Here is an 18,474-nt window from a genome sequence, read left to right as displayed (position 1 = left end):
CCGCTCAGCTCTCCCGGGGCGGCGCCCACAACGCGGTGATGCCCACGCCCAGTTCCCCCAGCAGCCGGCGCACCAGGGGCAGGCTGAGGCCGATGACGTTGCCGTGGTCGCCGTCGATGCCGTCGATGAAGGGGGCCGAGCGGCCGTCCAGGGTGAAGGCGCCGGCCACGTGGAGGGGCTCGCCGGAGGCGACGTACGCGGCGACCTCCTCGTCGGTCGGCTCGCCGAAGCGGACCACGGTGGAGGCGGTGGCCGAGGTGTGGCGGCCGGTCGCCGTGTCCCACACGCAGTGCCCGGTCTGGAGCGTGCCGGCCCGGCCGCGCATCGCCTTCCAGCGGGCGACGGCCTCCTCCGCGTCGGCGGGCTTGCCGAGCGCCCGGCCGTCGAGGTCGAGCACCGAGTCGCAGCCGATCACCAGGGCGCCCTTGACCTCCGGGCGGGCCGCCACCACGGAGGCCTTCGCCTCGGCGAGGGCCAGCGCCAGCTCGGCGGGGGTGGGGGCGGTGATCGCGTCCTCGTCGACCCCGCTCACGATCACCTCCGGGTCCAGCCCGGCCTGCCGGAGCAGCCCGAGCCGGGCGGGGGACTGGGAGGCGAGCACGAGTCGGCGGCGCGGCTGGTCAGTCATGCGGTCAGGGTATCGGCGGGGCCCGCGCTCGCGCTCACCTCAGCCCGATCGCGAACATCGCCACCACCATGGCCAGCGCCATGAGAACACCGAGCCGCCGCAACATCGCCTGCATGTCGCGCAGTTCCTTCGGAGGCTCGTTCTCGGGGTCGGACCACAGCATTCCTCGATGGTCCGGCCGGGGACGGGGCCGGCGCCTGAGTACGCGTACTCAAGTTGGTGCCGGGCCGCCCGCGCGGTGCCCGCGGACGGTGCCGGGCCGGTCCCGGCGGTCAGCTGGGCCAGTACGTCCGTGACCAGGCCGCCGGGCCCGGGCGGGGGGTGCGGTGGGCGGCGAGGCGGGACGGGTCGGCCCAGGAGTCCCGGGGGCCGGGCGCGCCGGACGGCTGGACGGCCGCCGCCGCGGCGCGCGCCCGGACCACCGCCAGTGCGGCGGCCAGCTCCTCCGGGGTGGGGTTGCCTCGTAGGACCTTGATGGTCACAGCGGCTCCTTACAGGGCTCAGAGGGGGATGTTGCCGTGCTTCTTCGGAGGCAGGGATTCCCGCTTGGTGCGCAGTTGACGCAGGCCGCGGACGATGTGGGCCCGGGTGTCGGACGGCATGATCACGGCGTCCACGTAACCGCGTTCGGCGGCGACGTAGGGGTTGAGCAGCGTGTCCTCGTACTCCTGGATCAGGCGGGCGCGGGTGGCGTCGGCGTCGTCACCGGCGTCGGCGATGGTGCGGCGGTGCAGGATGTTGACCGCGCCCTGGGCGCCCATGACGGCGATCTGGGCGGTGGGCCAGGCCAGGTTCAGGTCCGCGCCCAGGTGCTTGGAGCCCATCACGTCGTAGGCGCCGCCGAAGGCCTTGCGGGTGATGACCGTGATCAGCGGGACCGTCGCCTCGGCGTAGGCGAAGATCAGCTTGGCGCCGCGGCGGATGATGCCCTCGTGCTCCTGGCCGACACCGGGCAGGAACCCGGGCACGTCCACGAAGGTGAGCACCGGGATGTTGAAGGCGTCGCAGGTGCGCACGAAACGCGCGGCCTTCTCGGAGGCGTCGATGTCCAGGCAGCCGGCGAACTGCATCGGCTGGTTGGCGACGATGCCCACCGGGTGCCCCTCGACGCGGCCGTAGCCGGTGAGGATGTTCGGGGCGAACAGCGGCTGCGTCTCGAAGAACTCGGCGTCGTCCAGGACGTGTTCCACGACGGTGTGCATGTCGTAGGGCTGGTTCGCCGAGTCCGGGACGATCACGTCCAGCTCGCGGTCCTCGTCGCTGACCGTCAGATCGGCCTGCTCGGGGAAGGCGGGCGGCTCGGAGAGGTTGTTGGACGGCAGGTACGACAGCAGCTGCTTGACGTACTCGACGGCGTCCTTCTCGTCGGCGGCCATGTGGTGGGCCACGCCCGAGGCGGAGTTGTGGGTGCGGGCGCCGCCCAGCTCCTCGAAGCCGACGTCCTCACCGGTCACCGTCTTGATCACGTCCGGGCCGGTGATGAACATGTGGCTGGTCTGGTCGACCATGACCGTGAAGTCGGTGATCGCGGGCGAGTACACCGCGCCGCCCGCGCACGGGCCCACGACCAGGCTGATCTGCGGGACGACACCGGAGGCGTGGGTGTTGCGGCGGAAGATCTCGCCGTAGGCGCCGAGCGAGGCCACGCCCTCCTGGATGCGGGCGCCGCCGGAGTCGTTGATGCCGACGACCGGGCAGCCGGTCTTCAGCGCGAAGTCCATCACCTTGCAGATCTTCTGCCCGTACGTCTCGCCCAGCGCGCCGCCGAAGACGGTGAAGTCCTGGGAGAAGACGGCCACCGGACGCCCGTCGACCGTGCCGTAGCCGGTGACCACACCGTCGCCGTAGGGCCGGTTCGTCTCCAGACCGAAGTTCGTGGAGCGGTGCCGGGCGAACTCGTCCAGCTCCACGAACGAGTCGTCGTCCAGCAGGAGTTCGATCCGCTCACGGGCCGTCAGCTTGCCCTTGGCGTGCTGTTTCTCCACGGCCCGCGCCGAACCAGCGTGCGTCGCTTCCTCGATGCGCCGCTGGAGATCCGCGAGTTTGCCCGCGGTGGTGTGGATGTCGGTCTCTTGGCGCTCTTCCGGCTCGGACATCGGGATCGCGGCTCCCTGCCTGCTCAAAAGGGGGGACGGTTACTCATCCGTAGACTAATGGGGCCCCCACCGTTCGGCAGTGCGGCGTTTCCCACACCTAGGGTGGGTTGCATGACGCCGCGAGATGCAGCAGACGACAGCCACGGCAAGCCCGGCGACCCGGCGCGGGGAAGCCGCTGGTCCGACCTCGACCGCCCGCCCCTGAACGTCGCGGCACTGCGCCGCGGACTGGTGCGCGAGGGCGGCCTGTGGTCCGAGGTGCGGGTGGTGCAGCGTACCGGTTCCACCAACGCGGACCTGGTGGCCCGGGCGGAGGCGGGGGAGGCGGCCGAGGGCGCCGTCCTCGTCGCCGAGGAACAGACCGCCGCGCGCGGCCGCCTGGACCGCCGGTGGAGCGCCCCGGCCCGCTCCGGGCTGTTCTTCTCGGTGCTGCTGCGGCCGGCCGAGGTGCCGGTGGCCCGCTGGGGCTGGCTGCCGCTGCTCACCGGCGTGGCGGTCGCCGCCGGACTGTCCCGCTCCGCCGGTGTCGACACGGCGCTGAAGTGGCCCAACGACCTGCTGGTGACCGTCGGCCACGAGGAACGCAAGGCCGGCGGCATCCTGGCGGAAGGGGCCGGGGACGGCGGGGTGGTCCTCGGCGTCGGCATCAACGTCACCCTGCGCGAGGACGAACTGCCCGTCCCGCAGGCGGGCTCCCTGGCCCTGGCCGGGGCCGTGAGCACGGACCGCGACCCGCTGCTGCGCGCGGTGCTGCGCTCGCTGGAGGAGTGGTACGGGCGCTGGCGGGAGGCGGGGGGCGACCCGGCCGCCGCGGGTCTGCAGGAGACGTACGCGGCGGGGTGCGCGACCCTGGGACGTAAGGTGCGGGCCGAGCTGCCGGGTGACCGTTCGGTGGTCGGTGAGGCGGTCGCGGTGGACGGCGACGGCAGGCTCGTCCTGGCCACGGAGAACGGCGTGCAGGAGCCGGTGGGCGCGGGCGACATCGTCCATCTGCGGCCGGCCTGAGCGGGAAGGGGGTGCGGGACGGGCGGGCGGCCCCGGCGCGCCTGCGCCCCGCCGCCGAGGCGGGCGGCCGGCGCACGGTCCCGCGGCCCCTGGACGGCCGGCGCGCGAGGCGGGTGGTCCCGCCGCCGGGCGGGCGACGGCCCAGCTCAGCTCCCTGCGCGGACCGCTGTGACGGAGTGAGCTGGCGCACACCTGCCGTAGAGTTGAGGCCGGTCGATACCTGACCGTGACAGATCGGAAGGGCAGCAGGCGTGACCGTCGACGACACGGGCTCGGGTGCGCAGGACGCGGACGGCCGGGTGGACCCCCACGCCGCCGACTCCGGCGAGGACCCGCTCGCGCTCCGTCTCGAACAGCTCATCCTGGGCGCGGAACGGCGCTACACCCCCTTTCAGGCGGCCCGCAGCGCCGGTGTCTCCATGGAACTGGCCTCGCGCTTCTGGCGGGCCATGGGCTTCGCCGACATCGGCCAGGCCAAGGCGCTGACCGAGGCCGACGTCCTGGCGCTGCGCCGGCTCGCCGGTCTGGTCGAGGCCGGGCTGCTCAGCGAGGCCATGGCCGTGCAGGTGGCCCGGTCCACGGGACAGACCACCGCCCGGCTGGCCGAGTGGCAGATCGACTCCTTCCTGGAGGGGCTGACCGAGCCGCCCGAGCCGGGCATGACGCGCACCGAGGTGACGTACCCGATCGTCGAGCTGCTCCTGCCCGAGCTGGAGGAGTTCCTCGTCTACGTCTGGCGGCGGCAGCTCGCCGCCTCCGCCGGGCGGGTCGTGCAGGTCGCCGACGACGAGGAGATGGTCGACCGGCGCCTGGCCGTGGGTTTCGCCGACCTCGTCGGCTTCACCCGGCTGACCCGCCGGATGGAGGAGGAGGAGCTGGGCGAGCTGGTCGAGGCCTTCGAGACGACCGCCGCCGACCTGGTGGCCGCGCGCGGCGGGCGGCTGATCAAGACGCTCGGTGACGAGGTGCTGTACGCCGCCGACGACGCGGGCACGGCGGCGGACATCGCGCTGCGGCTGGTCGAGACCATGGAGAACGACGAGACGATGCCGGAGCTGCGGGTCGGGATGGCGTTCGGCACGGTGACCACCCGAATGGGCGATGTGTTCGGCACGACCGTCAACCTCGCCTCCCGGCTGACGTCCATAGCCCCGCGTGACGCCGTGCTCGTCGACAGCGCCTTCGCCGAGGAACTGATCCGCACGGGCGATTCCCCCGCCTCCGAGGCGCAGGCGGCCGAGGCCGCTCAGGCCGCGGAGAAGGAGGGCGAGGAACCGCCGGTGTACCGCTTCGCCCTGCAGCCGACCTGGCAGCGGCCGGTGCGCGGGCTCGGCGTGGTCGAGCCCTGGCTGCTGACCCGCCGGGCCGAGCCGACGCCGTGAACGGGGTCGGGGGCTGAGGGCCGGGTTCTGCGCGCCGGGCTCTGAGTCCCGGGCTCTGAGTCCCGGGCTCTGTGTGTTCTGTGCTGGGGTCAGGTCGGGGGTGTCCCGTGCGGGGAGTCGGGCCGTGAGCGGTCTGCGCCGAGTCTCAGGTGCCGGGTGCCGGGTGCCGGGTGCCGGGGGTGCCGGGCGGCGGGCGGCGGGTCGCGGTGTGCCGGTGTGCGTCAGCCGAGGCCGATGCACACGCCGATGACCGGGATGCACAGGTCTCCGTCGCTGCCGCTGCCCGCGCCGCCCCCACCGGACGACGGCGGCGAAGGTGCCGGCGTGCGGGTGCTCGGCGCGGGTGCCGGTGTGGAGGGGTGGGGCGCCGGGGCGTGGGACGTGCCCGCCGGCGCGGACGGGTGAGCGGGAGCGCCCGGCGCAGGCGTGGTCCCGGGACGGTGTGACGCGGGGCCCGCCGCGGCGGCGCCCGCCGCCTGCGCCGGGCCGGTGGACGGGACCGGTCCCGTGCCGTACCCGGGGGCGGGCGGTGCGGGAGCGGTGCCCGGGGCCGCCGCGGCGCCGACGCCGCCCATGGGGAGCGCGGCGGAGGGCAGGGCCGACGGCCCCTTCCCGGCCCTCGCGGTGCCGGTCGCGGTGAGGGCGGCGCCGGACGACGGGGCGGCCGTCGTCCCGCCCTGACCGGGGTGCCGGAAGGGCTCCGCCTCGGCGGTCCCCGGACCGCCGTGCCCGTACTCCGGGGCTAGGCGTACGAGGCTCAGCACACCGGCGGCGAGGGCCAGCGCGCTCGCGGTGAACAGCGCCTTGCGTGGCCGGCGCCGTCGGTGCCGCCCCCGCAGGCGCGGGCCCCGGAAGGAAGCGCGGCGGGCGGATCCGTCAGGGGCGGCATCACGGGGATCTGCGGCGCCGGGGGCGCCGTCGCCCGGGTCTGTGCGGTCGGGGGTGCTGCCTCCCGGGCCTGTGTTACCGGGGGCGCCGTCTTCGGGGGCTGGGCTGTCGGGGGCGCCTTCTCCTGGGCCTGTGCGGTCGGGGGTGCTGCCCCCCGGGCCCGCGTCACGGGGGGCGCCGTCTTCGTGGGTTGGGCTGTCGAGCGTGCCTTGCCCCGGCCCTGTGCGGTCCGGGGCGCCGTCTTGCGGGCCTGGGGCGCCCGAGGTGCTGCTCCCCGGGTCCCTGTCGGCGTCGCGGTCGCCGGTGGTTATGGCGTCCTGCCGTGCGGTGCCGGTCGTGTCCGTCCTCATCGCGCTCCTCCCCGATGCGCTCGCGCCCCCCGTTGCGCCGTGGCGGACGCACGTTATGCGGTGGCGCAGGGGTTTCACGCCGGTCGGCCGGAATGTCACTCGAACGGGGTGCCGGGTCTCGACAGGCAGCCCCTTCCCCCCGTACCGGCGCGGCTGAGATGATCGGAGCGGTGATCTGTTAACCCGCGTTAACCGGAGGGTGTCATGAGCGAGGAGCGGTTCGGGGAGTTCGTGCTGGTACGGCGGCACGGCCATGTCGCGGAACTCGTCCTCGACCGGCCCAAGGCCATGAACGCCGTGTCGACGGACATGGCCCGGTCGATCGCCGGGGCGTGCGCGGCGCTCGCCGCCGACCCGGAGGCGCGCGTGGTCGTCCTGTCCTCCTCGCACGAGCGGGCGTTCTGCGTCGGGGCCGACCTCAAGGAGCGCAACTCCTTCACCGACGCCGACCTGCTGCGGCAGCGGCCGGTGGCGCGCGGGGCGTACACCGGCGTACTGGAGCTGCCGATGCCGACCGTCGCCGCGGTGCACGGATTCGCGCTCGGCGGCGGGTTCGAGCTGGCGCTCTCCTGCGATGTGATCGTGGCCGACCGTACGGCCGTGGTCGGGCTGCCGGAGGTGTCGGTGGGTGTGATCCCCGGCGGCGGCGGCACGCAATTGCTGCCCCGGCGGGTCGGCGCGGCGCGTGCCGCGGAGCTGATCTTCACCGCGCGGCGGCTGGAGGCGGCCGAGGCGCGCGACCTGGGGCTGGTGGACCTGCTGGTGGAGGAGGGCCGGGACCGCGAGGAGGCGCTGGAGCTGGGGGCCCGGATGGCGGCGAACTCGCCGGTGGGACTGCGTGCGGCCAAGCGGGCGCTGCGGCTGGGGCAGGGGCTCGACCTGCGAGCCGGTCTGGAGGTCGAGGACGCGGCCTGGCGTTCGACGGCCTTCTCGGCGGACCGTGCGGAGGGCGTCGCGGCCTTCAACGAGAAGAGGGCCCCGCGCTGGCCGGGTGAGTGAGCCCTTCCCCGCGCGTTCTTCCTTCCAGGCCCGTTGCTCGCGCGCCGGTTCCTTGGGCGCCCGTCCCGTCCGGACGGTCCCGGGCGGGTCCGTCCCTTCCGGGTCCGTCCGTGCCGGGCGGTCTCCGCGGGTTCTGCCGCCGGGATCACCGCACCGGGTCCGTCCGTGGTCGTGATCACGGCCTCTGTCAGCCCTACCGATGTCCCGAATCGGGTGAAACCTCCCTAGCCTGGGGTGATGGGCGAGAACAGGCGACTGGCCGCCGTCGTGGCGTTGGCGCAGGGGATGGCCGCGGCGCACACGCCGCGGGAGTCGTGGCGGGCGGCGGCGCTCGGGGCGTGCCGGGCGCTGGAGGGCAGTTTCGCCGCGCTGTCGGTGTGGGAGCGCGAGCGCGGGCGGCTGCGGGTGCTGGTGAACGTGGGGGACCGGGCGCCCGAGGAGGAGGAGTTCCCGGAGGGGGAGGCGTACCCCGTGCACCAGTTCCCGGAGATCGCCGAGTTCCTGCACGAGCGGTGGGCCTCCGGCGGCGAGCCGGACGCGTGGGTGGAGACCGCCGAGGGCCCGGCGGCGGGACAGCCCGGCTACTGCCACCAGCGCGTCGCGGCGCTGCGCCGGCGCGGCCGCGGCTGCTGCGTGGTCGCGCCGATCGTGCAGCACGGCCGGGCCTGGGGTGAGCTGTACGTCGCCCGCCCGGCCGGCCGGACCGTCTTCGACCGGTCCGACGCCGACTTCGCCACGGTCCTCGCCGCCGTGGTGGCGGCGGGCCTCGCGCAGACGGAACGGCTGGAGGAAGCCCGCAGGCTGGCGTTCACGGACCCGCTCACCGGGCTCGCCAACCGCCGCGCCGTGGACGTACGGCTGGAGGAGGCGATCGAGCGGCACCGCGAGGACGGGGTCGTCGTCAGCCTCGTCGTCTGTGACCTCAACGGGCTCAAGCGGGTCAACGACACCCTCGGCCACGCGGTCGGCGACCGGCTGCTGGAACGATTCGGCTCGGTGCTGTCGCTGTGCGGGGCGACGGTGCCCGGCGCCCTCGTGGCACGGCTCGGCGGCGACGAGTTCTGTCTGCTCGCGGTCGGCCCGGCCGCCGACGAGGTGGTCAAGGCGGCCGACGAGCTGTGCCGGCGGGCGGCCGAGCTGGAGCTGGGGGAGGGCGTCGCCTGCGGAGTGGCGTCGACCGAGGACGCGATCGGCCCGGTGCCCTCGGCCCGCCGGCTGTTCCGGCTCGCCGACGCCGCGCAGTACCGGGCCAAGGCGCTGCGGGCGGACCGTCCGGTCGTCGCCGGCCGGGAAGGCCCCGCGGACCCGGTGGTCCGCCTGGCCGACGAGCCTCCGGCCGCCCCCGACGCCCCGGCCGAGCGGCGCCGCTTCCGGGGGCGCCGGCCCTGACCTGCCCCGGGCGGGGCGGCCCGGCGGCCGTGGTAAGGGTCACCCCCCGGACCCACTAGTGACATCTCCGCATTCACTGCGTACGCTCCTGAATATGGATATGCACACTGTGGTGGTGGGGACGTCGGGGGTCACCGCGTCCGACGTCCTCGCCGTGGCGCGCGACGGCGCGCGCGTCGAACTGTCCGGGGAGGCGGTGGCGGCCCTCGCGGCGGCCCGCGAGATCGTGGACGCGCTGGCCGCCAAGCCCGACCCCGTCTACGGCGTCAGCACCGGCTTCGGCGCCCTCGCGACCCGGCACATCAGCCCCGAACTCCGCGCCCAGCTGCAGCGCAACATCGTCCGCTCGCACGCCGCCGGCATGGGCCCGCGGGTCGAGCGCGAGGTCGTACGCGCCCTGATGTTCCTGCGCCTGAAGACCCTCTGCTCCGGGCACACCGGCGTCCGCCCCGAGGTCGCGCAGACCATGGCCGACGTCCTCAACGCGGGCATCACCCCGGTCGTGCACGAGTACGGTTCCCTCGGCTGCTCCGGCGACCTCGCGCCCCTGTCGCACTGCGCCCTCACCCTCATGGGCGAAGGCGACGCGGAGGGCCCCGACGGCACCGTGCGCCCGGCCGGCGAACTGCTCGCCGAGCACGGCATCCAGCCCGTCGAACTGCGCGAGAAGGAGGGGCTCGCCCTCCTCAACGGCACCGACGGCATGCTCGGCATGCTGGTCATGGCCCTCGCCGACCTCGACACCCTCTACAAGTCCGCCGACATCACCGCGGCCCTCTCGCTGGAGGCGCTGCTCGGCACGGACAAGGTCCTCGCCCCCGAGCTGCACGCCATCCGCCCGCACCCGGGCCAGGGCGCCTCCGCCGCCAACATGCTCGCCGTGCTCGCCGGCTCCCAGCTCACCGGGCACCACCAGGACGACGCGCCCCGCGTGCAGGACGCGTACTCGGTGCGCTGCGCCCCGCAGGTCGCCGGCGCCGGGCGGGACACCCTCGCGCACGCCCGTCTGGTCGCCGAGCGGGAGCTGGCCTCCGCCGTCGACAACCCGGTCGTGCTGCCTGGGGGCACCTCCCAGTCTTTCGGCACTGAGGGAGGGCGCGTGGAGTCCAACGGCAACTTCCACGGCGCCCCGGTCGCCTACGTGCTGGACTTCCTCGCCATCGCCGCCGCCGACCTCGGTTCCATCGCCGAGCGCCGCACCGACCGGCTGCTCGACAAGAACCGCAGCCACGGTCTGCCGCCCTTCCTCGCCGACGACGCGGGCGTCGACTCGGGCCTGATGATCGCCCAGTACACGCAGGCCGCGCTGGTCAGCGAGATGAAGCGGCTCGCCGTGCCCGCCTCCGCGGACTCGATCCCGTCCTCCGCCATGCAGGAGGACCACGTCTCCATGGGCTGGTCGGCGGCGCGCAAGCTGCGCACGGCCGTCGGCAACCTGACCCGGATCATCGCGATCGAGCTGTACGCCGCCGCGCGCGCCGTCGAGCTGCGCGAGGGGCTGGCCCCGGCCCCGGCCAGCCGCGCGGTCATCGACGCCGCGCGGGAGGCGGGCGTGGGCGGTCCGGGCCCGGACCGCTTCCTGGCGCCGGACCTGGCCGCCGCCGACGCCTTCGTGCGCGACGGCCGCCTGGTCGCCGCGGCCGAGACGGTGACCGGCCCCCTGCGGTGAGCCCGGCCCGGCCCGCTCCACCGGCCGGAGCGGGCCGGAGCCCCGGCCGGAGCGGAGACCGGCCGGAGCCCCGGGAGGGTCAGAAGCCGAGGCGTTCGCGGCGCACCGAGTAGACGACGAAGCCGGCGCCCGCCGCGAGGAAGAGCGACCCGCCGACGACGTAGGGAGTGGTGTCGACGCTTCCGGTGTCGGCCAGTTCCGTGCCGCCGGCGCCGGCCGCCCCGCCGGTGCCGTCCGTGCCGTCGGCGGTGGCGGTGTCCCCGGTGCCGGAGCCCGTCGCGCCCGCCCCGGCCGCGGCCCGGTCCGCCGTCGTACCCGCCGCGCGTCCCCGCTCCGTAGCGTGCGCCGTCGGCACCGCGTCGGCCACCGCTCTCGCCGGTGTGTCCCCCGACGCGCTCGCGGAGGGGACGAACCACAGGGCGCCCAGCAGGGTGCCCGCGGCGGTGGCGGTCAGGAGCGTACGGCGAGCGGTTGACACGGAATATCGATCCCCTTGTGGCACTGGCGAATTGGCCGTGTGGGGCGATGTTAGTGAAAGCCACGGGTCACGGGAAAGTCACGGGAGGTTTGACATGCGGCCGGCCCGAGCACGCCACCCGATCAGTAGCGCTTTGTGCTGATTCGCGCGCGCCATGAGGGCGCGGCGCCCCCTTGTGACCGAAGACACTGCCCCCGCACCGAGGGGCGCGCGGTCCGGCGCGTGCGGTCCGGCGGGGCGCCGGGCGGCCGCCGCCGGGGCCCGCCGCCGGCTCCGCGACCCCGCCGTGCGCGACCCCGCCCCCACCGGCCGTGACCCCGCCTTTCCGGGCCGGGGGCCCGGCGAGGATGATGGCAGGACCCTCGCGCGACCCCGCCCGCACAGCGCCCCCGTGCCCGCCCCCGCGGCCCGGCCGACGTGGCGAGGCACACACCGGGGCGGCCTGGGGAACGGGACGAAACGCTCGTAGCGTTGATGATTCGCGACGGGGGGTTCGAGGGGTCTCGGGGAATACGGCAACGATGGAGAAGCGTGTGATGACGAACAGCAAGCGGCGCAGGGCCATGATGGCCTCGTCCGCTCTGCTCGGCGGTGTTCTGGTGCTCTCGGCCTGCTCCGGCAGCAGCGACGCGGCCGGCGGGAACAGCGACGACAGCTCGCAGGCCACTGCGGACAAGGCCGCGGCCCAGCAGACGTCGGAGGCCCAGATCAAGATCACACCGGCGGACGGCTCCGACAACGCGTCCATCAACAACTCCGCCGCGGTCGCCGTGACCAAGGGCACGCTGACGGACGTCACCATGACCACCGCGGACGGCAAGGCCGTCAAGGGCCGGATATCGGCGGACAGGACGAGCTGGAAGCCGAGCGGCCCGCTCTCCCGTTCCACCACCTACAAGGTCGCCGCCACCGCCACGGACGCCAAGGGCCGCGCCGCCCACGAGAACGCCTCGTTCACCACCGTCGCCCCGGCGCACAGCTTCATCGGCACCTTCACGCCGGACAACGGCACCACCGTCGGCGTGGGCATGCCCGTCTCGATCAACTTCGACAAGTCGATCACCGACAAGGCGACGGTGCAGAAGCACATCACCGTCTCCTCCTCCAGCGGCCAGGAGGTCGTCGGGCACTGGTTCGGCGCCAACCGCCTCGATTTCCGCCCCGAGCAGTACTGGAAGGAGGGCTCCACCGTCACGCTGAAGCTCGACCTCGACGGCGTGCAGGGCGCCCAGGGCGTCTACGGCGTCCAGCAGAAGACGGTCACCTTCCACATCGGCCGCAACCAGGTCTCCTACGTCGACGCCAAGACCAAGCAGATGAAGGTCAAGCAGGACGGCAAGACGGTCAAGACCATCCCGATCTCCGCCGGCTCCCCCGAGCACACCACCTACGAGGGCGCCATGGTGATCTCCGAGAAGTTCACCCAGACCCGGATGAACGGCGCGACGGTCGGGTTCAAGGACTCCGACGGCAAGGGCGAGTACGACATCAAGGACGTGCCGCACGCCATGCGCCTGACCAACTCGGGCACCTTCATCCACGGCAACTACTGGGGCGCCCCGTCCGTCTTCGGCAACGCCAACACCAGCCACGGCTGCGTCGGCCTGGAGGACGAGAAGGGCGCCAAGGACCCGAGCACGCCGGCCGCGTGGTTCTACAACCACTCGCTGCTCGGTGACGTCGTCGTCGTGCAGCACACCGGCGACAAGACGGTCTCCCCGGACAACGGCCTCAACGGCTGGAACATGAGCTGGTCCCAGTGGAAGGCCGGCTCCGCCGCCTGACCCGCCCTCAGCCGTCCCACCGGTGCCGCCCCTGGAGGGCGGCGCCGGTGTTCTCGTGAGGGGGAGGAAGCCGGGGCGGGGCCGGGCCGCTCTCCGTGCGAGCCGCGCGCCCGGTCCGCCCGGCCGCCGGCCGCCGGCCGCCCGGTCCGCCCGCCCGGCGTCACGCCGAGGGCGCCGGGCTCCCGCTCCCCGTCCGGGTCGCGTCCGCACCCCAGCTGGCCAGCAGGCGCAGCGACTCCGCGGACGGGGAGCCGGGCTCGGCGTGGTAGGCCACCAGCGACTGTTCGGCGTCGTCGGCCAGTTTGAAGGTCTCGTAGCGCAGCGCCAGCTCACCGACCAGGGGGTGGCGCAGGCGCTTGACGCCGTGGCTCTTCTCCTTGACGTCGTGAGTGGCCCACAGGCGGCGGAAGTCCTCGCTCTTGACGGACAGTTCACCGACGAGGGCCGACAGCCGCGGGTCGTCCGGGTAGCAGCCGGCCTCCATGTGCAGTGCGCACACGATGTCGATCGCCTTCTGCTCCCAGTCGACGTAGAGGTCCCGGGTGTCGGGGTGCAGGAAGACCATGCGGGCCCAGTTCCGCTCGGCGGCGGGCAGCCGGGACCAGTCGCCGAAGACGGCCGCCGCCATCGGGTTCCAGGCCAGCAGCTCCGCGCGCCGCCCCACCACGTACGCCGGGACGGTCTCCATCGTGTCGAGCAGCTGCCGCAGCGAGGAGCGCACCTGCTGCGTCGGCGCCGTCTGCTTCTTCTTGTGCTTGGGCTTGGCCAGATGGGTCAGGTGGGCGTGCTCGGCGTCGGTCAGGCGCAGCGCGCGGGCGATGGAGTCCAGCACCTCCGCGGAGACGTTGCGGCCGTTGCCCTGTTCCAGGCGGGTGTAGTACGCCACCGAGACGCCGGCCAGCTGGGCCAGCTCCTCGCGGCGCAGACCGGGCACCCGGCGGTGGCGTCCGTAGTGCGGCAGGCCCACGTCCTCCGGCTGGAGCCGGGCCCGGCGCGTGCGCAGGAACTCGCTCAGCTCGGCACGCCGCTCCAGCCCCGCACCGGCCCCGGCGCGCGCACCGGTCTCCACGCCGGCCCCGGCGCGCGCGCCGGTCCGCGCGCCGCCTTCCGCCGCGGCCGTTTCGCGCTTTTCGTCCATACGTCCAGTATCCCTGGTCCTACGCACCGCATCCTGCCCCCGCCAGTGGTAGGCACGGCGGACGTACGCAGAACCGTGGTCTGGGCGGTCGGCCCGCCAGGAGGCACGCTGGACGACGTGCCCGGCCGGAAGGCAGCCGGGCACGCCAACCGCTAGGAGACCCCTCGGCATGACCACTGTCGCCGCATACGCCGCCCCCGCAGCGAAGGCGCCGCTGGAGCGCACCACCATCGAACGCCGGGCAGTCGGCGAGTTCGATGTGCTGATCGACATCAAGTTCGCCGGTATCTGCCACTCGGACATCCACCAGGCCCGCGAAGGCTGGGGCCAGGCGATCTTCCCGATGGTCCCCGGCCACGAGATCGCGGGCGTCGTCTCCGAGGTCGGCCCCGGCGTCACCCGGTACGCCGTCGGCGACCGCGTCGGCGTCGGCTGCATGGTCGACTCCTGCCGCGAGTGCGACAACTGCGCCGCGGGCCTGGAGCAGTACTGCCTGCGCCGCCCGACCTGGACGTACAACGCGGTGGGCAAGGACGGCGAGCCGACCTACGGCGGCTACTCCGAGAAGATCGTGGTCGACGAGAACTACGTCGTCCGCATCCCCGACGGCCTGGCCCTGGACGTGGCCGCGCCGCTGCTGTGCGCCGGCATCACCACGTACTCCCCGCTGAAGCACTGGAACACCGGCCCCGGCAAGAAGGTCGCCGTGGTGGGCTTCGGCGGCCTCGGTCACATGGGCGTCAAGATCGCCCACGCGCTCGGCGCGGAGGTGACCGTCCTGTCCCAGTCCCTGCGCAAGCAGGACGACGGTCTGCGCATGGGCGCCGACCACTACCACGCCACCAGTGACCCGGCGACGTTCGAGAAGCTCCAGGGCTCCTTCGACCTCATCCTGAACACGGTCTCGGCGCCGCTCGACTTCCCCGCGTTCCTGTCCCTGCTGCGCACGGACGGCGCGCTGGTGAACGTCGGCCTGCCCGAGGAGCCCGTGCAGATCCCGCTCTCCGCCGTCGCCGGAGGACGGCGCAGCCTGAGCAGTTCCAGCATCGGCGGCATCGCCGAGACCCAGGAGATGCTTGACTTCTGCGCCGCGCACGGCCTCGGCGCCGAGATCGAGCTGATCGGGGCGGGGGAGATCAACGAGGCGTACGAGCGGGTACTCGCCAGCGACGTGCGCTACCGCTTCGTGATCGACACGGCGACGATCTGAGGCACCCGGCGCCGCCCGGTCCCGCGCGCGCGTGGTGACCGGGCAGGCGCGCGTCAGTGCGGCAGGGTCGCCGGGCTGCCGCCGTTGGCCTCGTAACCGGCCACCGCCAGGGCGCGGTAGACGGCGAACTCCGCCGCCGGGTCCTCGGACAGCGTCCAGGGCAGGGCGCCGACGTGGCCGTCGACGTGTACGAGCTGGTTCATGGCCTCCGCCCAGCGTTCGGAGCGGACCAGGAAGAAGATGAGCAGGTGGCGCACGTGCGCTGCCATCGGGTCGCCGGGGCGGGCCGAGTGGAGGGCGTGCAGGGCGCCGTGGACCGCCTTGGTGACGACCTCGCTCTGGTAGAAGCCGCGGACCAGGTTCACCTCGGGAAGGTGCTCGAAGACCGCGAACAGCGGCATCGCGGCGAGCAGCGAGCCGCGCGGGGCGCGGGCCGCGGCGGCCTGGGCGAACTCCATCGCCAGCTGCCGCGAGCCGTGCCACTTCTCGCACCAGTAGTGCAGCGCGGCCAGGTGGGCGCCCATGTGGGCCGGGGCGCGGTCGAGGATCTTCAGCCAGAGCTGCTCGAACTCCGGCCGGGAGTAGGAGAGTCCGCGCGCCACCGACAGCTCGATGATGTAGGGGACCGGATCGCCGGGTGCCAGCAGCGCGGCCTCGCCGCACGAGACGCGGGCCTCCTCCATGATGATCCGGAACTCGTCCGTCCCCGGCGTCGACGTCCGCCACGCCTGCTGCACCAGGAACTCGGCGTGCACCGCCGCGCCGCCCGCGTCCTTGGGGGACTGCGCCCGCCACACCCGCAGCCACTGCCCGCCGGGCGTCTCGCTGACCCCGCCCGGACGCTGCTGGAGTTCCAGCGCCGCGGCACCGGCGAAGGCCTGGACGCGCTGCCAGCGCAGCTCGCCCTCCGCCTCGGTGCCCGCTAGCAGCTGGGAGGCGGCGTGGTGGTCCTGGGTGCGCTGCACCAGGTCCAGCACGTCCAGCAGGTCCTGGTCGGGACCGGGCATGCGGACGTCCAGCTCCTCCTGCCGTACGAACCCGTAGTCCGCCGGGTCCGCCGCGTCCGGGTGCCCCGGCGGGACCTGCTCGATGACGCCCCGCCTGCGCCGCAGGAAGGGGAGCAGCACGAAGCTCAGCAGGACCAGCGCCGTCAGCACCCAGAGAATCTCCATGCCTCAAGCGAACCAGACGGCGCCGGCAATTGGCCAACCTGCGCCCGGACCTGTGGAAAACCCCGCGCGCCCGCCGTCCCGCGCCCGGGCGCCGGGAGCACTACCCTCGGCCCCATGAGCGACGAGCACATCAGTCAGCACTTCGAGACCCTCGCGATCCACGCGGGCAACACCGCCGATCCCCTCACCGGCGCGGTCGTCCCGCCGATCTACCAGGTCTCGACCTACAAGCAGGACGGCGTGGGCGGTCTGCGCGGCGGTTACGAGTACAGCCGCAGCGCCAACCCGACCAGGACCGCCCTCGAGGAGAACCTCGCCGCCCTGGAGGGCGGCCGCCGGGGCCTCGCGTTCGCGTCCGGACTGGCGGCCGAGGACTGCCTGCTGCGGACGCTGCTCGCCCCCGGCGATCACGTGGTGATCCCGAACGACGCCTACGGCGGCACGTTCCGCCTGTTCTCCAGGGTCGTCTCCCGCTGGGGCGTGGAGTGGTCGGTGGCCGACACCAGCGACCCGGCCGCCGTACGGGCCGCGATCACCGAGCGGACCAAGGTGGTGTGGGTGGAGACCCCCTCCAACCCGCTGCTCGGCGTCACCGACATCGCCGCCGTCGCCCAGGTCGCCCGGGACGCCGGTGCGAAGCTCGTCGTGGACAACACCTTCGCGACGCCGTACCTGCAGCAGCCGCTGGCGCTGGGCGCCGACGTCGTCGTGCACTCGCTGACCAAGTACATGGGCGGCCACTCGGACGTCGTCGGCGGCGCGCTGATCGTGAGCGACGCCGCACTCGGCGACGAACTGGCGTACCACCAGAACGCCATGGGCGCCGTCGCCGGTCCCTTCGACTCCTGGCTGGTGCTGCGCGGCACCAAGACCCTCGCGGTGCGCATGGACCGGCACAGCGAGAACGCCGCCAAGGTCGCCGACATGCTGTCCCGGCACCGGCGCGTGACGCGTGTCCTGTACCCGGGGCTGCCCGACCACCCCGGTCACGAGATCGCCGCGAAGCAGATGAAGGCGTTCGGCGGCATGGTCTCCTTCCGGGTCGAGGGCGGCGAGGAGGCGGCGGTGGAGGTCTGCAACCGGGCCAGGGTGTTCACCCTCGGTGAGTCCCTCGGCGGCGTCGAGTCCCTGATCGAGCACCCGGGGCGCATGACCCACGCGTCCGCCGCGGGCTCCGCCCTGGAGGTCCCCGCGGACCTGGTCCGCCTCTCCGTCGGCATCGAGAACGTCGACGACCTGCTGGAGGACCTGCAGCAGGCCCTCGGCTAGTACGCCGGTCCGCCGGCCACCTGTTCACCGCCGGCCGCCGGCCGGTGAACAGGTGGCCCGGTGATCAGACGGCCCGGTGGTCGCAGGCCCGGCGGCCCGCCGGCCCGGCTTCACCAGTCCGTCACGGGCGGGGTCGTCTGCGAAGGCGGCTGTGCCCAGGGGCGGGCCGTCAGCGCCCACACGGTGAAGGCGACGGCCGCGGCGCACAGCAGCAGCCACAGGGCGCGGCGGGCGAGCGTACGGCGGCGCAGCATGCGGGCGCCGCGGCGCACGGCGGCGTCGTACAGCCCGGCGGGCACCTGGGGCTGTGTCTGCTCCAGGATCCGCCGTACGGCCGCCTCGCGCTCCACTCTGTTCACCACGCCCCCCGTCGTCCGCCGGTGCCGGTCACGGCTCGTCTGCGCTCGCGCGCCTGTTCGATCTCGGTGCCCCGTTCCGTGCGCCCGGCGGGGACGGGCGGTCCGCCCCGGCTACGACGGGGCCACCTTCGGGCCGCGTACGGCGGGGGCGGCGCGCGCGGGCGCGTGCGTGAGCGCGGCGATCGCCCGGTCGCAGATCACGCGGACCCGTTCGGTGGGCAGACCGAGCAGGGCGGCGGCCTGCTCCTCGGCGACGCCTTCGTACAGCCGCAGGACGACGACCAGGCGTTCCTGGGCGGAGAGGGCGGCCAGGGCGCCGGGCGGGGCGGGACGGCCACGGCCCCGCACGCCGTGCCGGTGCCAGGCCTCCCGGGCGAACCGGGTCGCCAGCGACTGCCGGGCCCGCTCGTAGGGGTCCTCGCCGCGCAGCCGGTCCCAGCACGCGTACGTGTGCGCGAGGGACAGGGTCAGCAGGCGCCGCGCGCGCGGGTTGTCCCGCGGTGCCTCCGCGGTGAGCAGGGTGGCGGCGTGCAGCAGCCGCCCGGCGGCGCCCGCGACGAACGCCTCGAACTCCCGGGCCCGGCGCGCGCCGGGGGACGCCTGCCGCTCTCGCACCGCGCCTCCTGCCGACGGCCGTCGTGGGAAGGGGGACCACGGC

At 74.1% G+C, this 18,474-nt stretch carries 18 protein-coding genes; 9 read left to right on the top strand and 9 right to left on the bottom strand.

The genetic code is table 11. The features are described from left to right. Positions 1-4 precede the first annotated feature (4 nt). From ABZ719_RS03395 to ABZ719_RS03380, 4 genes are all read right to left on the bottom strand, one after another. Positions 5-628: a nucleoside triphosphate pyrophosphatase gene (locus ABZ719_RS03395; RefSeq protein ID WP_366723564.1), complete on the bottom strand. Its 624-nt coding sequence runs from the start codon at positions 626-628 to the stop codon at positions 5-7. Between the two features lie 34 nt (positions 629-662). Then, complete coding sequence (locus tag ABZ719_RS03390) at positions 663-791, bottom strand: hypothetical protein (RefSeq protein WP_267883417.1); 129 nt, start codon at positions 789-791, stop codon at positions 663-665. Between the two features lie 109 nt (positions 792-900). Further along, positions 901-1,110 (bottom strand): acyl-CoA carboxylase epsilon subunit, encoded by a 210-nt coding sequence (locus ABZ719_RS03385; protein WP_366723563.1) that lies wholly within the window; start codon positions 1,108-1,110, stop codon positions 901-903. 18 nt (positions 1,111-1,128) lie between these two features. Next, on the bottom strand, positions 1,129-2,724 hold the full coding sequence (locus tag ABZ719_RS03380; protein ID WP_366723562.1) for an acyl-CoA carboxylase subunit beta: 1,596 nt from the start codon (positions 2,722-2,724) through the stop codon (positions 1,129-1,131). 111 nt (positions 2,725-2,835) lie between these two features. On the opposite strand from ABZ719_RS03380, the gene ABZ719_RS03375 reads away from it, so the two are divergent. From ABZ719_RS03375 to hutH, 6 genes are all read left to right on the top strand, one after another. Then, positions 2,836-3,729, top strand: coding sequence for a biotin--[acetyl-CoA-carboxylase] ligase (locus ABZ719_RS03375; RefSeq protein ID WP_366723561.1), 894 nt, complete (start codon positions 2,836-2,838; stop codon positions 3,727-3,729). Between the two features lie 251 nt (positions 3,730-3,980). Further along, positions 3,981-5,111, top strand: coding sequence for an adenylate/guanylate cyclase domain-containing protein (locus tag ABZ719_RS03370; RefSeq protein WP_366723560.1), 1,131 nt, complete (start codon positions 3,981-3,983; stop codon positions 5,109-5,111). Between the two features lie 255 nt (positions 5,112-5,366). Further along, entirely contained in the window at positions 5,367-5,516 is a 150-nt protein-coding gene (locus ABZ719_RS03365) for a hypothetical protein (protein ID WP_366723559.1), read from the top strand. A 1,037-nt stretch (positions 5,517-6,553) separates the two neighbouring features. Next, positions 6,554-7,348, top strand: coding sequence for an enoyl-CoA hydratase-related protein (locus ABZ719_RS03360; RefSeq protein WP_366723558.1), 795 nt, complete (start codon positions 6,554-6,556; stop codon positions 7,346-7,348). A 237-nt stretch (positions 7,349-7,585) separates the two neighbouring features. Then, positions 7,586-8,737, top strand: coding sequence for a GGDEF domain-containing protein (locus tag ABZ719_RS03355; RefSeq protein ID WP_366723557.1), 1,152 nt, complete (start codon positions 7,586-7,588; stop codon positions 8,735-8,737). A gap of 100 nt (positions 8,738-8,837) precedes the next feature. Then, positions 8,838-10,406, top strand: coding sequence for a histidine ammonia-lyase (gene hutH, locus ABZ719_RS03350; protein WP_366723747.1), 1,569 nt, complete (start codon positions 8,838-8,840; stop codon positions 10,404-10,406). A 79-nt stretch (positions 10,407-10,485) separates the two neighbouring features. Here the strand turns inward: hutH and ABZ719_RS03345 are convergent, their stop codons facing one another. After that, a complete protein-coding gene (locus tag ABZ719_RS03345; RefSeq protein ID WP_366723556.1) occupies positions 10,486-10,884 on the bottom strand; it encodes an LAETG motif-containing sortase-dependent surface protein in 399 nt (132 codons plus the stop codon). A 521-nt stretch (positions 10,885-11,405) separates the two neighbouring features. On the opposite strand from ABZ719_RS03345, the gene ABZ719_RS03340 reads away from it, so the two are divergent. Next, entirely contained in the window at positions 11,406-12,668 is a 1,263-nt protein-coding gene (locus tag ABZ719_RS03340; protein WP_366723555.1) for an Ig-like domain-containing protein, read from the top strand. 160 nt (positions 12,669-12,828) lie between these two features. On the opposite strand, the gene ABZ719_RS03335 is transcribed toward ABZ719_RS03340, so the two are convergent. Next, complete coding sequence (locus ABZ719_RS03335) at positions 12,829-13,806, bottom strand: helix-turn-helix transcriptional regulator (protein ID WP_366723554.1); 978 nt, start codon at positions 13,804-13,806, stop codon at positions 12,829-12,831. A 169-nt stretch (positions 13,807-13,975) separates the two neighbouring features. Between ABZ719_RS03335 and ABZ719_RS03330 the strand changes: the two genes are divergently transcribed. Further along, on the top strand, positions 13,976-15,016 hold the full coding sequence (locus ABZ719_RS03330; protein WP_366723553.1) for an NAD(P)-dependent alcohol dehydrogenase: 1,041 nt from the start codon (positions 13,976-13,978) through the stop codon (positions 15,014-15,016). Between the two features lie 53 nt (positions 15,017-15,069). On the opposite strand, the gene ABZ719_RS03325 is transcribed toward ABZ719_RS03330, so the two are convergent. Next, entirely contained in the window at positions 15,070-16,188 is a 1,119-nt protein-coding gene (locus ABZ719_RS03325) for a hypothetical protein (RefSeq protein WP_366723552.1), read from the bottom strand. Positions 16,189-16,302: 114 nt separating this feature from the next. Here ABZ719_RS03325 and ABZ719_RS03320 point away from each other — a divergent pair, with 114 nt between their 5' ends. Then, entirely contained in the window at positions 16,303-17,457 is a 1,155-nt protein-coding gene (locus ABZ719_RS03320; protein ID WP_366723551.1) for a cystathionine gamma-synthase, read from the top strand. A 110-nt stretch (positions 17,458-17,567) separates the two neighbouring features. Here the strand turns inward: ABZ719_RS03320 and ABZ719_RS03315 are convergent, their stop codons facing one another. Both ABZ719_RS03315 and ABZ719_RS03310 read right to left on the bottom strand, forming a co-directional pair. Beyond that, positions 17,568-17,816, bottom strand: a complete 249-nt coding sequence (locus ABZ719_RS03315) for a hypothetical protein (protein WP_366723746.1) — start codon at positions 17,814-17,816, stop codon at positions 17,568-17,570. A 111-nt stretch (positions 17,817-17,927) separates the two neighbouring features. Further along, positions 17,928-18,431 carry a sigma factor-like helix-turn-helix DNA-binding protein gene (locus ABZ719_RS03310; RefSeq protein ID WP_366723550.1) on the bottom strand — a complete coding sequence of 168 codons (504 nt, stop codon included), beginning with the start codon at positions 18,429-18,431 and terminating at the stop codon, positions 17,928-17,930. Between the last annotated feature and the right edge of the window lie 43 nt (positions 18,432-18,474).

It is taken from the genome of Streptomyces sp. NPDC006743, assembly GCF_040703815.1.
Taxonomy (GTDB): domain Bacteria; phylum Actinomycetota; class Actinomycetes; order Streptomycetales; family Streptomycetaceae; genus Streptomyces.
This window is presented reverse-complemented; position numbering and strand designations above follow the sequence as displayed.

What these genes read in the sequence shown, in the direction of transcription:
- ABZ719_RS03330 (WP_366723553.1), top strand. Translation starts at nt 13,976, where the DNA reads ATGACCACTGTCGCCGCATACGCCGCCCCCGCAGCGAAGGCGCCGCTG.
- ABZ719_RS03380 (WP_366723562.1), bottom strand. Translation starts at nt 2,724, where the DNA reads ATGTCCGAGCCGGAAGAGCGCCAAGAGACCGACATCCACACCACCGCG.
- ABZ719_RS03390 (WP_267883417.1), bottom strand. Translation starts at nt 791, where the DNA reads ATGCTGTGGTCCGACCCCGAGAACGAGCCTCCGAAGGAACTGCGCGAC.
- ABZ719_RS03335 (WP_366723554.1), bottom strand. Translation starts at nt 13,806, where the DNA reads ATGGACGAAAAGCGCGAAACGGCCGCGGCGGAAGGCGGCGCGCGGACC.
- hutH (WP_366723747.1), top strand. Translation starts at nt 8,838, where the DNA reads ATGCACACTGTGGTGGTGGGGACGTCGGGGGTCACCGCGTCCGACGTC.
- ABZ719_RS03395 (WP_366723564.1), bottom strand. Translation starts at nt 628, where the DNA reads ATGACTGACCAGCCGCGCCGCCGACTCGTGCTCGCCTCCCAGTCCCCC.
- ABZ719_RS03375 (WP_366723561.1), top strand. Translation starts at nt 2,836, where the DNA reads ATGACGCCGCGAGATGCAGCAGACGACAGCCACGGCAAGCCCGGCGAC.
- ABZ719_RS03365 (WP_366723559.1), top strand. Translation starts at nt 5,367, where the DNA reads ATGCACAGGTCTCCGTCGCTGCCGCTGCCCGCGCCGCCCCCACCGGAC.
- ABZ719_RS03360 (WP_366723558.1), top strand. Translation starts at nt 6,554, where the DNA reads ATGAGCGAGGAGCGGTTCGGGGAGTTCGTGCTGGTACGGCGGCACGGC.
- ABZ719_RS03320 (WP_366723551.1), top strand. Translation starts at nt 16,303, where the DNA reads ATGAGCGACGAGCACATCAGTCAGCACTTCGAGACCCTCGCGATCCAC.
- ABZ719_RS03325 (WP_366723552.1), bottom strand. Translation starts at nt 16,188, where the DNA reads ATGGAGATTCTCTGGGTGCTGACGGCGCTGGTCCTGCTGAGCTTCGTG.
- ABZ719_RS03340 (WP_366723555.1), top strand. Translation starts at nt 11,406, where the DNA reads ATGGAGAAGCGTGTGATGACGAACAGCAAGCGGCGCAGGGCCATGATG.
- ABZ719_RS03355 (WP_366723557.1), top strand. Translation starts at nt 7,586, where the DNA reads ATGGGCGAGAACAGGCGACTGGCCGCCGTCGTGGCGTTGGCGCAGGGG.